15 protein-coding genes are annotated in these 13,983 nt (G+C 44.1%); all 15 read left to right on the top strand.

Annotation, left to right across the window (positions count from 1 at the left end; genetic code table 11):
- The first annotated feature begins 48 nt into the window (after window positions 1-48).
- Window positions 49-933 carry an ABC transporter permease gene (locus Q1X33_RS07310; protein WP_010748362.1) on the top strand — a complete coding sequence of 295 codons (885 nt, stop codon included), beginning with the start codon at window positions 49-51 and terminating at the stop codon, window positions 931-933.
- Window positions 933-1,691, top strand: coding sequence for an ABC transporter ATP-binding protein (locus Q1X33_RS07305; protein WP_005226102.1), 759 nt, complete (start codon window positions 933-935; stop codon window positions 1,689-1,691). The genes Q1X33_RS07310 and Q1X33_RS07305 overlap by 1 nt, the downstream gene beginning before the upstream one ends.
- A 413-nt stretch (window positions 1,692-2,104) precedes the next feature.
- On the top strand, window positions 2,105-2,974 hold the full coding sequence (locus tag Q1X33_RS07300; RefSeq protein ID WP_034868610.1) for a shikimate dehydrogenase: 870 nt from the start codon (window positions 2,105-2,107) through the stop codon (window positions 2,972-2,974).
- A 39-nt stretch (window positions 2,975-3,013) separates the two neighbouring features.
- Complete coding sequence (gene aroF, locus Q1X33_RS07295; RefSeq protein ID WP_005226100.1) at window positions 3,014-4,039, top strand: 3-deoxy-7-phosphoheptulonate synthase; 1,026 nt, start codon at window positions 3,014-3,016, stop codon at window positions 4,037-4,039.
- A gap of 36 nt (window positions 4,040-4,075) precedes the next feature.
- On the top strand, window positions 4,076-5,131 hold the full coding sequence (gene aroB, locus Q1X33_RS07290) for a 3-dehydroquinate synthase (protein WP_015509713.1): 1,056 nt from the start codon (window positions 4,076-4,078) through the stop codon (window positions 5,129-5,131).
- Window positions 5,132-5,150: 19 nt separating this feature from the next.
- The gene (aroC, locus tag Q1X33_RS07285; protein WP_005226098.1) at window positions 5,151-6,317 is read left to right on the top strand and encodes a chorismate synthase; all 1,167 of its coding nucleotides are present in this window, start codon (window positions 5,151-5,153) and stop codon (window positions 6,315-6,317) included.
- A gap of 44 nt (window positions 6,318-6,361) precedes the next feature.
- Window positions 6,362-7,444 (top strand): prephenate dehydrogenase, encoded by a 1,083-nt coding sequence (locus Q1X33_RS07280; RefSeq protein ID WP_034868604.1) that lies wholly within the window; start codon window positions 6,362-6,364, stop codon window positions 7,442-7,444.
- Between the two features lie 9 nt (window positions 7,445-7,453).
- A complete protein-coding gene (aroA, locus tag Q1X33_RS07275) occupies window positions 7,454-8,743 on the top strand; it encodes a 3-phosphoshikimate 1-carboxyvinyltransferase (protein ID WP_005226096.1) in 1,290 nt (429 codons plus the stop codon).
- On the top strand, window positions 8,740-9,246 hold the full coding sequence (locus Q1X33_RS07270; RefSeq protein WP_005226095.1) for a shikimate kinase: 507 nt from the start codon (window positions 8,740-8,742) through the stop codon (window positions 9,244-9,246). The genes aroA and Q1X33_RS07270 overlap by 4 nt, the downstream gene beginning before the upstream one ends.
- Window position 9,247: 1 nt before the next feature.
- Window positions 9,248-10,129, top strand: coding sequence for a prephenate dehydratase (pheA, locus tag Q1X33_RS07265; protein ID WP_301969608.1), 882 nt, complete (start codon window positions 9,248-9,250; stop codon window positions 10,127-10,129).
- The gene (locus Q1X33_RS07260; RefSeq protein ID WP_005226093.1) at window positions 10,104-10,574 is read left to right on the top strand and encodes a GNAT family N-acetyltransferase; all 471 of its coding nucleotides are present in this window, start codon (window positions 10,104-10,106) and stop codon (window positions 10,572-10,574) included. The genes pheA and Q1X33_RS07260 overlap by 26 nt, the downstream gene beginning before the upstream one ends.
- Window positions 10,575-10,691: 117 nt before the next feature.
- Window positions 10,692-11,966 (top strand): LCP family protein, encoded by a 1,275-nt coding sequence (locus Q1X33_RS07255; RefSeq protein WP_034877650.1) that lies wholly within the window; start codon window positions 10,692-10,694, stop codon window positions 11,964-11,966.
- Between the two features lie 93 nt (window positions 11,967-12,059).
- The gene (locus tag Q1X33_RS07250; RefSeq protein WP_005235946.1) at window positions 12,060-12,908 is read left to right on the top strand and encodes a DegV family protein; all 849 of its coding nucleotides are present in this window, start codon (window positions 12,060-12,062) and stop codon (window positions 12,906-12,908) included.
- Window positions 12,909-13,083: 175 nt separating this feature from the next.
- A complete protein-coding gene (locus tag Q1X33_RS07245) occupies window positions 13,084-13,626 on the top strand; it encodes a GNAT family N-acetyltransferase (protein ID WP_034868594.1) in 543 nt (180 codons plus the stop codon).
- Window positions 13,619-13,876, top strand: coding sequence for a TfoX/Sxy family DNA transformation protein (locus Q1X33_RS07240; RefSeq protein WP_034868591.1), 258 nt, complete (start codon window positions 13,619-13,621; stop codon window positions 13,874-13,876). Before Q1X33_RS07245 ends, Q1X33_RS07240 begins: the two co-directional genes overlap by 8 nt.
- Window positions 13,877-13,983 lie beyond the last annotated feature (107 nt).

Below are 13,983 nucleotides of genomic sequence, written 5' to 3'. Positions count from 1 at the left end.
CGAGAGGGTCTTGAAAGAGAAAACTTGTAAGAATATGGAGGAAGAATGATGATTGTTTCAGCAATAGGGCAAGGACTACTTTGGGGAATCCTGGGATTAGGGATTTTTATGACCTATCGAATTTTAAATTTCCCGGATATGACGACGGAAGGGTCCTTTCCGTTAGGCGGTGCTGTCTGTGTGACAGCGATCACCCATGGGGTGTCGCCCGTCTTAGCGACTTGTTTAGGAGTATTGGCTGGGATGTGTGCGGGCTGTGTGACAGGACTTCTTTATACAAAAGGCAAAATTCCCGTGATTTTAGCTGGAATCTTGGTGATGTCTTCATTGAACTCGGTCATGCTGTTTGTGATGCGCTCACCCAACCTCTCTTTATTAAACCAACCGAAAATTCAAGATTTTTTTACTAGAATGAATTTACCGAATTATTATGATACGGTGATCATTGGATTGATCATGGTCTTGTTGATCGGGGGCGTCTTGGTTTACTTTTTCCATACAAATTTGGGTCAAGCTTACATCGCTACAGGTGATAATGAGCATATGGCAAAATCGATGGGGATCAATACGGATCGAATGAAAATCATTGGATTGATCGTCTCCAATGGAGTGATCGCACTCTCAGGCGCATTGATTGCGCAAAATGACGGCTATGCCGACATTAGCAAAGGTATCGGTGTGATCGTTATCGGACTGGCGTCAATCATCATTGGTGAAGTGTTATACGGGGAACTGACCTTGCTGGAACGTTTGATCGCTATTGTGATCGGCAGCATTATTTACCAATTATTGATCCTATTTGTGATCAAAGCTGGATTTGATACGACCTACTTGAAGATCTTCTCTGCAATCGTCTTGACGATCTGCTTGTTGATCCCTCAATTTAAACAAGCCTTGCATCTACGCACTGGTTTTGAAACGGAGGACGAATAATGTTAGCCTTAAAAAAAGCCTTTAAAGTTGTCGGCAACGGACCAAATGAGAAAAAAGTACTCTTGAATAAAATCGATCTTTCTTTAAAGCCAGGAGAATTTGTCACGGTCGTTGGAGGAAACGGCGCCGGCAAAAGCACGTTATTCAACTGCATCTCAGGCACCATGCCCTTGACGAGTGGGCAAGTGATGATCGATGATCAAAATGTGACTACACTTTCGGAAGAAAAACGCGCACGCTTTTTGGCGCGGGTTTTCCAAGATCCGAAAATGGGCACTGCTCCCCGTATGACAGTGGCAGAAAATCTGCTGTTAGCCCAAAAAAGAGGGCAAAAACGGTCACTTGGTCTTCGACAACTCCAAGGACAAAGGGAAATGTTCTTTGCGCTTTGTAAAGAAATCGGCAACGGGTTGGAAAATCATTTGGATACGCCAACGGGTAGTTTATCTGGTGGTCAACGACAGGCACTAAGTTTATTGATGGCAACGATCCAAACTCCAAAACTGTTGTTGCTAGATGAACATACGGCTGCTTTAGATCCAAAGACCTCCAAACAGCTGATGCAAATCACTGCAAAACGCGTGGAAGAACAAAACCTGACCTGTCTAATGATCACCCATCGGATGGAAGATGCATTAAAATACGGGGACCGCTTGATCCTGCTTAGAAAAGGGGAGATCGTCAAAGATCTTTCAGCAGAGGAAAAAGCGCAATTAAGTTTACCAGAACTATTACTGTTCTTTGAGGATGACTTATAAACCCTTGATAGAACAGTGTTTTCAAAAAAAACAATCAAATAAATGAAAAAAATAAGAAAAAATCATTGACATCTTTCAAAGTTAAACCTATACTTAGGTCAATCTTACATCAGTTTGGAGCGAACGACTATGCAAAAATTATTGCTAACGAACCCCACACAACTGAATAAATATTACTTTAGCTATTTTAGATAGGTTTGTATTCATGAAGGCATGGGTACAAACGCTAAGTTTGTATCTATGATGGCTAGAGCATTTCGTAATGAATTCGCAGCCACGTAGATCGTAAAATCTATAGTGGCTATTTTTTATATTCACATATCGGCTCTGTCGTTATGTAATGTTTGAAGGTGTTCACTGTAGATTCTTAAATTTACGGTGGACATCTTTTTTTGTTGAAAGGAATGAACCAGATGAAACAAATGATAACCGGACACACACGGTTGGCGGCACTATTTGCCAAACCAGCCAAACACAGCATCTCTCCAGCGATGCACAATCTTTCTTTTGAAGAACAAGGGACCGACGCCGTGTATCTGGCCTTTGATGTTGAGCCGGATGATTTAGCCGCTAGTATCCAAAGCATCCGTCAGTTGGACCTCTTAGGTGTCAATTTATCGATGCCTCATAAAATGGCGGCTGTAGCGCTGATGGATGAATGTTCACCAGCAGCCGAGTTGATCGGCGCAATCAATACGATCGTCAATCAAGAAGGTCGCTTGATTGGGCACAATACAGACGGCATCGGCTTTATGCGAGCTCTTGAGGACATTCAAGTATCCATCCTTGGCGACACCATGACGGTGATTGGAGCTGGTGGAGCGGCGACAGCGATCATTAGCCAAGCCGCACTAGACGGCGTCAAAACGATCCATGTCTTTAACCGCAAGGATGAGTTTTATCCAATCATCCAAGAAAAATTAACACAGATTGCACAAAAAACAGCTTGTGAAATTACCTTAACTGACTTAGAAGATCAGATGGCTTTAAAAACAGCCATCGATCAAAGCAGCTTATTGGTAAATGCCACGGGCGTGGGAATGAAACCAAATGATACCGAAAGTCCTCTGAAAGATAAAACACTCCTGCGGGAATCATTAGCTGTCTATGATGTCATCTATAATCCAAGAGAAACGCAGCTTTTGAAAGATGCGAAAGCAGTCGGCGCCAAAACTGCAAACGGCTTAAGCATGCTACTCTATCAAGGTGCAGCCGCATTTGAACTTTGGACTGGCAAAGCGATGCCTGTTGAAAAAGTCAAAGCACTCATCGAATCCATGTAAAAAATAAAAAACAGAAAAAAACGAAAGTAGGAAGAAAAAATGATCGTAATTATGAAACCAGGCGCTACGCCAGAACAAGTTGAAGTTGTTGTAACAAGAATCAAAAAAGAAGGCTTAGATGTTCAAGTCAACCAAGGAAAAGAACAGGTCGTTATCGGTTTAAAAGGGGATACCCGCCGCATCCAAGATGTTGCTTTTCGCAGCTACGAGGGTGTCGAAGATGCCATTCGGATCTCAAACACCTACAAATTGACCTCTCGTGAGTTCCATCCGCAAGATACGGTTGTGGATGTAGATGGCGTGAAAATCGGTGACGGCAACTTTGTTACGATGGCTGGTCCATGTTCGATTGAAGGCTTAGACCAAATTCGTGAATGTGCCCGAATCGCTAAAGCTGGTGGTGCACAAATCTTACGTGGTGGTGCCTTCAAACCACGCACGTCGCCATACGCATTCCAAGGGCTGGAAGAAGAAGGGCTAAAATACATTCGTCAAGCAGCGGATGAAACGGGCATGAAAGTCATCACAGAAGTCATGGACGAAGGACATATCGATATGGTTGCGGAATACAGTGATATTTTGCAGATTGGTGCTCGGAACATGCAAAACTTCAAATTGCTAGCTGCCGTTGGGAAAACTGGGAAACCAATTGGCCTTAAACGAGGCATCTCTGGCACGATCGACGAATGGTTGAATGCAGCGGAATACATCGCCGTTCAAGATAAAAGTGAAGTGATTTTCATTGAACGTGGGATCCGAACTTACGAAACAGCAACCCGTAATACCTTTGATCTAAGTGCGGTACCAATCATCAAAAAACTGAGCCACTTCCCAATCATCGTTGATCCTAGTCATGGAACAGGTATCTGGGATCTCGTACCGCCTATGGCTAGAGCGGGTGTTGCTGCTGGCGCCGATGGAATGATCGTTGAGATCCATCCAGATCCAGCCAATGCTTGGTCTGATGGTCCTCAATCACTTAATGAAAAAACGTACATGAACATGATGAAAGAAGTCCATATCATGGAAAAAGCGATGAAAGAAATCAAAGCGTTGCAAGACTAAGCGTCAAGACAACCAATAAAAGAGGTGCAAAAATCAATGTTACACATTCATTTAGAAGAACATTCCTATGATATCCTCATCAAACGAGGGGCGTTTCAAAAAGTCGGAACCTGGGTGCAACAGTTGTGGGACAAACAGCGTATTGCCGTCATTACAGACAGCAACGTCGCACCCCTGTATGGCGGACAAATCGTCGATTCCTTAACCGCTGCAGGGTTTGAGGCAACACTGTTAGTCGTACCAGCTGGCGAAAAAAGCAAATCACTAGAGCAAGCAGCTAATTTATATGATGGTCTTGCCCAACTCGGAATGACCAGAAGCGATGGGATCATTGCCCTTGGTGGCGGTGTGATTGGTGATCTTGGAGGATTTGTTGCTTCTACTTATATGCGCGGCATTGATTTCTTGCAGATTCCAACGACGTTATTGGCACAGGTCGATTCAAGTATCGGCGGAAAAACAGCTGTAAATACTGGCAGTGCCAAGAATCTCGTCGGGACATTTGCACAACCAGCCGGTGTAATGATCGATCCAGATTTACTTACAAGTTTGCCCCTCAAACGCGTCCAAGAAGGCATTGCTGAAATCATCAAGTCAGCCGCTATTGCAGATCCTGAGCTTTGGCAAACGTTAGCAGGTTTGAAAGATGAAGTCGATCTTTTGGCACATGCTGAGAAAGTAATCACTGCTTCTTTAAAGGTAAAACAAAAAGTAGTAGAAGAAGATCCTTTTGATCATGGCAGTCGTCTGACACTGAACTTCGGTCATACGATCGGGCATGGCTTAGAAAGAACAGCCGCGTTTGACACCAGTCATGGCGAAGGGGTTGCAATGGGGATGATCATGATCACCCGTCATGCAGAAGCCATCGGATTAACACCAAAAGGTACGACCCAGCAGCTTACAGAAATGGTTGAGAAGTTTCATTTACCGATCACACCAAGTGAAATAGATAAAGAGCAATTATACCAAGCAATCACTCATGATAAAAAAGCCCGTGGGCAACAATTGAAGATTATTCTATTAGAAGCGATCGGACAGGCGAAAATCGTGACGATCCCGACTGAAAAAATCAAAGACTACCTATTATAAGAAAGGAAGGTAACGGATCATGCGTTATATTACAGCAGGCGAATCACATGGACCAGAGTTGACCGCCATTATCGAAGGGTTACCGGCAGGATTGCCATTAACAGCAGAAGACATTAATTTTGAATTAGCGAGACGACAAACCGGCTATGGTCGCGGGGGACGGATGCTGATTGAAAAAGACCAAGTCCGTATCACTTCGGGTATCCGTCATGGAAAAACACTAGGCTCTCCTGTAACTTTAGTGGTTGAGAATAAAGATTGGAAAAACTGGACCAAGGTCATGGCGATCGAAGAGGTACCAGAAAAAGACCGCAAACTACGACGAGTGGCACGACCAAGACCTGGTCATGCTGACTTAGTCGGCGGCATGAAATACCATCATCAAGATTTACGAAACGTTTTAGAACGCTCATCTGCTCGTGAAACGACCATGCGGGTAGCCATCGGAGCAATCGCGAAGAAAATTTTAAAGGAGCTTGGCATCGATGTGGCGGGTCATGTAACAATGTTAGGCGGCATCAAAGCGGAAATTCCTGAAGGGTTGACCGTCAAAGAAATCGCAGAACGCTCTGAAGCTTCAGAAGTAAGGGTGTTAGATCCGTCAGTCGAAGAAGAAATCAAGCAGCTGATCGATCAAACGAAGAAAAATGGCGATACGATCGGCGGTGTAGTGGAAGTACTTGTTGGCGGCGTTCCTGCTGGTTTAGGCAGTTACGTGCAATGGGACAAAAAACTTGATGCGAAAATCGCCCAAGCCGTGGTCAGCATCAATGCCTTTAAAGGTGCTGAGTTCGGCGTTGGCTTTGAGGCTGGTGTTTTGCCAGGCTCCAAAGTCATGGATGAGATTTTATGGGACGAACAACGAGGCTATACCCGTCGCAGCAACAACCTTGGTGGGTTTGAAGGCGGCATGACGAACGGTGAACCAATCGTGGTTCGTGGTGTTATGAAGCCGATCCCGACCTTGTACAAGCCGTTGCAAAGTGTGGATATCGACAGCAAAGAACCGTATAAAGCAAGCGTCGAACGCTCAGATAGCACCGCTGTACCAGCAGCCAGTGTTGTTTGTGAGAGTGTGGTGGCGACAGTGGTGGCCAATGAACTATTAGAAAAGTTCCCAAGTGATTCATTCGCAGAATTGACCGCATCTGTTCAGGCGTATCGAGAATACTTGTTAACCTACTGATTAAAGAACCAGCAAAAATTCCAGTAGAAATGAGGATTCTTTTCATGAACCAAAATATCTTTGTCGCCGGTCTAGGATTGATCGGCGCTTCCTTAGCAAAATGTATCAAAAAGGCACATCCGCAAGTGCATTTGATGGGCTGGGATTGTCAGGAAACCAATGAGATCGCATTAGCAACAAGTTTAGTAGACGAAGTGCCCCCTTCATTTTCAGAAGGTGCTGTCCGTGCCGACGTGATTTTATTGGCATTGCCGGTAGAGATCACCAAAAAATATCTTGCCGAACTGGGGGTACTTTCATTAAAGCCTTCGGTGCTAGTAACAGACACCGGCAGTACCAAAGCGGAAATCACCCAATTCGCCGAGTCCTTTTCCTTTGATTTTATTGGGGGCCATCCGATGGCTGGCTCTCATAAATCAGGGATCACAGCAGCCGATGAGAACCTTTTCGAGAATGCTTACTATATCTTCACACCGACGAAAAGTCAGCGGATGGAAGAGCTGCAAGAGCTTTTTCGCGGCACCAGAGCCAAATATGTGGCGCTTGCGCCAAAAGAGCATGATCAAATCACAGGGATGTTGAGCCATTTGCCCCATATTATTGCTTCTGGATTAGTCAATCAGGCAGACGCTTTCAACCAAGCCCACCCCAGAGCGCAACAACTTGCAGCAGGCGGTTTTCGCGATATCACTCGCATCGCTTCTTCAGATCCTCGCATGTGGACCGATATCTTATTGAGTAATCGACAGGAACTACTGCAGCTGATCGATGAGTGGCAAAAACAAATGACGACCATGGCTCACTGGTTGCAGGAAAAAGACGAACGGGCGATCTTTCGGTTCTTTGAATCCGCGAAGGAAACACGGGATCAATTGCCTGTTCATCAAAATGGCGCGATCCCGGCATTCTATGATCTATTCATCGATGTACCGGATCATCCCGGTGTTGTCGCTGAAGTGACGGGGCTATTGAGCGAACATCAGCTCTCTTTGATCAACTTAAAAATTCTTGAAACTCGAGAAGATATCATTGGTGTTTTACAGATTTCATTCAAAACGCAAAATGATTTGCTGCAAGCAGAGCAGCTGATCCAAAACAAGACGACCTATTCGTGTCGAAAAAAATAGGAGGCTGGGATGAAACTAAAAAAAGCAACACATTTAAAAGGGACGATAGCGGTCCCTGCTGACAAATCGATCTCACATCGCAGTATCATGTTCGGGGCGTTAGCTGAAGGAACAACGACTGTCCGAAATTTCTTACGTGGAGAAGACTGCTATAGCACCCTTCATGCATTTCAATCATTAGGGGTTCCGATCCATGATGACGGTCAGACGATCACGATTGAAGGACAGGGCTTTAATGGTCTTAAGCCTGCTGACGAACCAATCGATATCGGTAATTCTGGCACAACGATTCGTCTAATGATGGGGATTTTGGCTGGACAGCCATTTACAACTACCTTATTCGGTGATGACTCATTGAATAGACGACCAATGAATCGCGTGATGCTGCCATTAAGAGAAATGGGTGCCAATGTGAGAGGGCATGAACAGACGGAGTTCCCACCGATCACCATCAATGGCACGGCTTCATTACATCCCATCAATTATCAGATGCCCGTAGCAAGTGCTCAAGTAAAATCAGCGCTGATTTTTGCGGCACTACAAGCACAAGGTACATCTACGATCATTGAAAAAGAAACAAGCCGCAACCACACCGAAGAAATGATCCGTCAATTCGGTGGTGTCATCACAACACAAGGCAAAACGATCACTGTGACGGGACCTCAAACACTCCAAGGACAAGAAGTAGTTGTTCCCGGTGATATTTCCTCCGCTGCCTTTTTCTTAACAGCCGGCGCGATTATGCCAGAAAGTGAGATCGTTTTAAAAAATGTCGGGATCAACCCCACTCGTACAGGAATTCTTGACGTACTAGAGGAGATGGGTGCTTCGATTGCTTTTTCTAATCAAGACGATCAGAATCAATCAGCTGACCTTACCGTTCAAAGTTCTACCTTGCAGGCAGTAACCATCGCTGGCGATATTATCCCACGCTTGATCGATGAATTGCCGATCATTGCGTTGTTAGCCACGCAGGCGCATGGCAAAACGGTGATCAAAGATGCGGAAGAACTAAAAGTAAAAGAAACCAACCGAATCGATGCAACTGCCGAAGAGTTGACAAAACTAGGAGCGGACATCACTCCTACCGAGGACGGGTTGATCATCAACGGTCCAACCCCTTTGCATGGCGGACGTGTGTCAAGTCGGGGGGACCATCGCATCGGCATGATGCTGCAAATTGCCGCCTTATTGACAGATGAAGAGGTAGAATTAGAAAAAGCCGAAGCCGTAGCAGTTTCTTATCCTGATTTTTTTGAGGATGTCGCACGTTTGGCTAAAGGAGGAAACAGCGAGTGAAAAAAGTGATATTAATTGGCTTTATGGGTGCTGGAAAAACCACGATTGGTCGTCTTTTGGCTGAAGAAACGAAACAGTCTCATGTGGATTTTGATGACTTGATCGTTGCTGAGATCGGCATGACCATTCAAGACTTTTTCGATCAACACGGTGAGGAAGCCTTTCGCAAAATCGAAACGGATATTTTAGCTAAAACTTTGGCAAAGGAACAAATTATTTCCACTGGTGGGGGCATCGTATTAAAAGAAGAAAATCGTCAGCTTTTAAAAGAGATGCCGCTCGTCGTGTATTTAAAAACAGATCCCGAGGAACTGATCCATCGCTTAAAGGCGGATACTGGCAGCATTCGTCCCTTAGTCGTCTCAAAATCACCAGAAGAAATATTGGCTGTTTACCGTCCTCGGATCCCTCTTTATGAAGAAACTGCTTCATTGATCGTTGAAACGACGAACAAAACACCAGAAGAAATCGTACAGGAAATTTTGATCAAAGCAGGTGCATAAAATGAAGATTGGTTATTTAGGACCGAAAAGTTCCTTTACGCATTTAGCTGCGCAAGAAGCGTATCCAGAAAATGCCTGTATCCCTTATGGATCGATTCCACTTTGTATTCAAGCGCTAGCTAACGGTGTGATCGATCGTGCGGTCGTTCCGAACGAGAACTCATTAGAAGGGTCCGTTCATGCCACTATTGATACACTGTTTCGTCAAAATCAATTGAGCATCGAACAGGAAATTATTTTACCGATCAATCATCAATTGTTAGTTTCTCAGCAAATAGCAAAAGACAACCGTCCTATCACTAAGATAATTTCTCATCCGCAAGCCTTGGCGCAATGTGCCGACTTCATCGAAGCCCGATTTCCTGGAGCTACTGTTGAGGCGGTTGCTTCCACAACGACTGCAGCAGCCTACGTAGCAAAACATCCAGACGAAGCAGTTGCGGCGATTGCTTCCAAAGAAGCCGCTTTGGCTTATCAGTTAACGATCAAAGAAACCAATATTCAAGATGTTGCCTTTAATCAAACCCGGTTTTGGGTTTTGACGAAGAAAGCAGCAAACACCCAATTACCAGAGCAGACCGTCGAGAAAGCAACGATTTTTGTGACGCTGCCAGCAAATCGCCCGGGAATCTTGCACAAAATCTTAGCAACCTTTGGCTGGCGAGAAATTGATTTAAGCAAAATTGAATCGCGACCGTCAAAAACCACCTTAGGGGAATACTTTTTCGTGATCGATCTGGTGATGGACAAACCGTGGCAACTGATTGTAAATGCCTTTGAAGAGATTCAGTTGTTGGGTGGACACGTCCATCTTCTCGGCGTGTACTCGGTAAATGTTGTTGAGGAAGTGACAAAAAATGACTCAAGTCAAAATAAAAATTAGCCAAGATGAAACACTTTTAGCAACGTTTCATAAAGAGATCCAAACGCAGCACCATCAATGGTACCCAACGATTTTTAAGCCCTTTGATCAGTCAAGATTTGAACAAGCAATCACACAGCAGCTGCAAGAGCCAAGCCACCACTTTTTTATCGCTTGGTTGGCGGAACAGCCTTGTGGCTTTGTGCATCTTCAAGAGGTCCGTTTGCCACAAAATGCGATGATGCATGAACGAAAGTGGCTGGAAATTGCAGCGATCGCTGTTGACCCTCGGTACCAAGGGATGCATATTGGAAAACAATTGTTGGCATTTGCTGAAAACGTTGCGCTGGAAAAAGGCTTCGATGATCTCTCACTAAACTTTTGGTCGGCAAATCAAGTGAAATCATTTTATGAGCAAGCAGGATTTGTGAGCACACGACAAGGAGCATCAAAGCATCTAAGGTAGAAAAATGAAGAAATTTCCTAGAAAAAGGTTAAAATTTCAGAAAATAGCTTTCTTTCTATAAGGTCTAGGGTATCCTTATAGACAGAGAGCTATTTTTTAGTTGGAGGATCAGAAGCAATGAGCAGGATGGAAAAAAATAAAAAACTGCATGAACGGCTAGAAAAGGAATCCAGTCAGGCAGCCAAAGAAAGTATCTTTGCCCGCCGAGAAGCCAAAAGAAGAAACCAGCGCATCAGACCGAGTGATTCTACTTCGTCTGCTGATGAGCCAGTAAGAGACATTTTGTCTCAAAACATCGAGCATCCTAGGGCAAGCGACCCTCGTGCGGCTCAAAGTTCCCGAAAACAGTCACAAGTAGGAATAAAAAAATCTGAGGGACGAAAAAGCGCAATCCCCCCGCTATCTGCTCAGAGACCTGCGATGCATCAAGGTCAGGAACAAAGCAAACAAAAACCGCAAAAGCTTAAGAAGAGCAAGCAACCCAAACAAAAGAAAAAGCGGAAGCACCCAGTTCTGCGTATTGTGGTTCGGGTACTATTGGTGCTTTTTGCCTATTCATTAATTGCTTTTCTTGTCGGTCAGCAAGTCGCAAGAAGTGACGCTGCTTTTGCTACGACTGATGAAGAGACCTTTAATGGTACGGCCGCTGCTAATGGTGCTCGTAATATATTGCTCATTGGTAGTGATAGTCGTGAAGGAGAAGCTGGACGCGCAGACACTATTATGGTTTTGCAATTAGATGGTCCCAGTAAGCAACCGAAGCTGCTTTCCTTTATGCGGGATACTTTAGTTACGATTCCCGGTTATGGCGAAAACAAGATCAATGCGGCGTATGCCTTTGGTGGTGCTGATTTAGTCAGACAAACGTTAGCGGAAAACTTCGGGCTAGAAACCAACTATTATGCAAAAGTTGACTTTCGTTCCTTTGAAAAAGTGATCGACACACTGTTTCCCTCAGGTGTTGCTATCAACGCGGAAAAAGATATGAGTAAAAATCTTGAAGTTGCCATCAAACAAGGGCAACAACAAATGAATGGGCTTGAGCTGTTGCAATACGCACGCTTTCGGATGGACGAAGAAGGTGACTTCGGTCGTGTAAGACGACAGCAGCAAGTAATGGATGCGATCTTTAGCGAAATGAAAAATCCTTTAGCTATTTTAAAATTGCCTTATGCAGCAGGAAAAGTCTTAGGCTATGCTTCCACCAACCTGCCAATGTCTTTCCTATTAAAAAATACCTTCTCGATTGCTCGAGGGGCGGGAGGAGTCGACAGCTTGACTGTCCCAGTCGCTGACTCTTGGCAATACGGTTCAAGTGCGAGTGCTGGAAGTGTGTTAGTCGTCAATCTTGAAACCAATCAACAAGCGATCAGGAATTTTCTTAATGAGTAAGCAGAATGAAAAGTTCTGAAAACCATTTGAAAGTAAGTAAATTTATGCTATATTATTAATGACGTTTGAAATTTGTTGAAACGAGGAAAAAGAATGAAATTAGCCGTTGTTACTGACAGTACAGCTTATCTGCCGGAACGGATCAAAAACCATGAAGATTTGTTTATCATACCGATTCCTGTTATTTTAGATGGAAAAGTCTACAATGAGGGTATCGACATTGAAGCTGATGAGTATTACGCTTTGCTGAAAAACAGCAAAGAATTCCCAACCACTTCTCAACCGGTATTAGGAGAAGTGTTAGCCTTATATGAGTCATTGAAAGATCGCGGTTACGACACGATCATTAGTATCCACTTATCAAGCGGTATCTCTGGATTTATCGGAACGCTGTATGGAATCACCGATGAAATCGAAGGTGTTCAAATCATTCCTTACGATTCGAAAATCACAAGTATGCCGATGGGTCACATGGTAGAAACCGCTCTTGATCTATCAAGTCAAGGCAAAACCGTCGAAGAGATCATTTCCCATCTGGACACTATCAGAGACAATACCTATGCCTATTTGATCGTGGACGACTTGAATAACTTGGTTCGCGGCGGTCGCTTAACCAATGGGGCAGCCTTGATTGGCGGATTATTAAAAATCAAACCGATCTTGACCTTTGATCAAGGAAAAATTGTGCTTTACGAGCGCATTCGTTCCAGTAAAAAAGCATTCAATCGCGCAGAAGATATCATTGGTCAACGGGAGCAAGAAATCGCATTGCCTGTTAAATTTTATGTAATCCACGCCAACAATTTAGAAGTAGCGAAAGAAGAAAAAGCGAAGCTACAAGCGAAATACCCAAATGCAGAAATTGAGATTGGTCACTTCGGACCAGTTATCGGCACGCATTTAGGAGAAAAAGCTATTGGGATCGCTATTTCAGCGCAATAATTTTTTTTTTTCTATGTTTATCACGCCATTATCTTTTCAAGACGATGTATGTAAGAACCAGTTAGACGTTTGTCTAGCTGGTTCTTTTTTCTGCTTTTTTGAGATTCGCTTGTAAAAAATCACACAAACTCGTACAATAGGATCAAAATGAAGGACTGACAAAGGAGGAATTGCTATGAAGTGTTCCTTAAGAAGGTGGCAAATGAGCGATGCGCAAGATTTAGCCCATGCGTTAAATAATCAAACCATCCACGATTATTTACGAGATGGGTTGCCATTCCCCTATACGGTCGCAGATGCACAAGCCTATATTCGATCTGTGGAGGAAGCAGAATTTGCCTTTGCGATCACTGTGGATGACCGAGCAGTCGGCAGTATCCGTGCTGTTCGCAAAGAAAATATCCATTATAGAACGGCTGAGATTGGCTACTCTATTGCACAAGAGTATTGGGGAAAAGGATTGATGACGCAAGCCGTTCAGCAACTATGTGACTATGTATTTACTACATCAACTATCGTTCGTATTTCTGCTGAATCTTTTGCGAAGAATCATTCCTCTTGTCGTGTGTTGGAAAAGGCAGGTTTTACGTTAGAAGGCGTTTTGCGAAAGCATGCGGAGAAAAACCAGCAGCTGTTCGACATGAAGCTCTATGCGTTGATTCGTCAAGAGAAAGAGGGGCAAGATGACCACAATCAAAAAGGAGAAACCTATGAATGAACTGCAAAAATTACCAAATGTAGGTCAGGTTTTAGCGGATCACCTGGTTCGTATCGGCATCAATACCCCTGAACAACTACGCACAAAAACGGCCGAAGAGGTTTTTCTAGCTATCCGCCACCAATGCGATGCGGGCGCTTGCTTGCATATGCTCTACGGCATTGAAGGGGCGATCCAAGGCATTCCTAAAGCGCAGCTTATATATCAGAGAAAACAAGCGTTGCGCCTTTTTTTCAATCAATTGAGTTAGTGAAGTAATGTGTCATAAAAAAGCACTTTTTAAGAGCGTTTGTTTTTAGATGCTTCTTATCAAGTGCTTTTTCTATAAACATCTGTCCCTAGCTACTAGAAAAGACC

The organism is Enterococcus sp. B2E4 (genome assembly GCF_030499455.1).
In the GTDB taxonomy this organism is placed as follows: Bacteria; Bacillota; Bacilli; order Lactobacillales; family Enterococcaceae; genus Enterococcus_D; species Enterococcus_D casseliflavus.
The sequence above is the reverse complement of the archived record's forward strand: the minus strand, read 5'-3'. Positions and strand labels throughout refer to the sequence as shown.

What these genes read in the sequence shown, in the direction of transcription:
- Q1X33_RS07310 (WP_010748362.1), top strand. Translation starts at nt 49, where the DNA reads ATGATTGTTTCAGCAATAGGGCAAGGACTACTTTGGGGAATCCTGGGA.
- Q1X33_RS07305 (WP_005226102.1), top strand. Translation starts at nt 933, where the DNA reads ATGTTAGCCTTAAAAAAAGCCTTTAAAGTTGTCGGCAACGGACCAAAT.
- Q1X33_RS07300 (WP_034868610.1), top strand. Translation starts at nt 2,105, where the DNA reads ATGAAACAAATGATAACCGGACACACACGGTTGGCGGCACTATTTGCC.
- aroF (WP_005226100.1), top strand. Translation starts at nt 3,014, where the DNA reads ATGATCGTAATTATGAAACCAGGCGCTACGCCAGAACAAGTTGAAGTT.
- aroB (WP_015509713.1), top strand. Translation starts at nt 4,076, where the DNA reads ATGTTACACATTCATTTAGAAGAACATTCCTATGATATCCTCATCAAA.
- aroC (WP_005226098.1), top strand. Translation starts at nt 5,151, where the DNA reads ATGCGTTATATTACAGCAGGCGAATCACATGGACCAGAGTTGACCGCC.
- Q1X33_RS07280 (WP_034868604.1), top strand. Translation starts at nt 6,362, where the DNA reads ATGAACCAAAATATCTTTGTCGCCGGTCTAGGATTGATCGGCGCTTCC.
- aroA (WP_005226096.1), top strand. Translation starts at nt 7,454, where the DNA reads ATGAAACTAAAAAAAGCAACACATTTAAAAGGGACGATAGCGGTCCCT.
- pheA (WP_301969608.1), top strand. Translation starts at nt 9,248, where the DNA reads ATGAAGATTGGTTATTTAGGACCGAAAAGTTCCTTTACGCATTTAGCT.
- Q1X33_RS07260 (WP_005226093.1), top strand. Translation starts at nt 10,104, where the DNA reads ATGACTCAAGTCAAAATAAAAATTAGCCAAGATGAAACACTTTTAGCA.
- Q1X33_RS07255 (WP_034877650.1), top strand. Translation starts at nt 10,692, where the DNA reads ATGAGCAGGATGGAAAAAAATAAAAAACTGCATGAACGGCTAGAAAAG.
- Q1X33_RS07250 (WP_005235946.1), top strand. Translation starts at nt 12,060, where the DNA reads ATGAAATTAGCCGTTGTTACTGACAGTACAGCTTATCTGCCGGAACGG.
- Q1X33_RS07245 (WP_034868594.1), top strand. Translation starts at nt 13,084, where the DNA reads ATGAAGTGTTCCTTAAGAAGGTGGCAAATGAGCGATGCGCAAGATTTA.
- Q1X33_RS07240 (WP_034868591.1), top strand. Translation starts at nt 13,619, where the DNA reads ATGAATGAACTGCAAAAATTACCAAATGTAGGTCAGGTTTTAGCGGAT.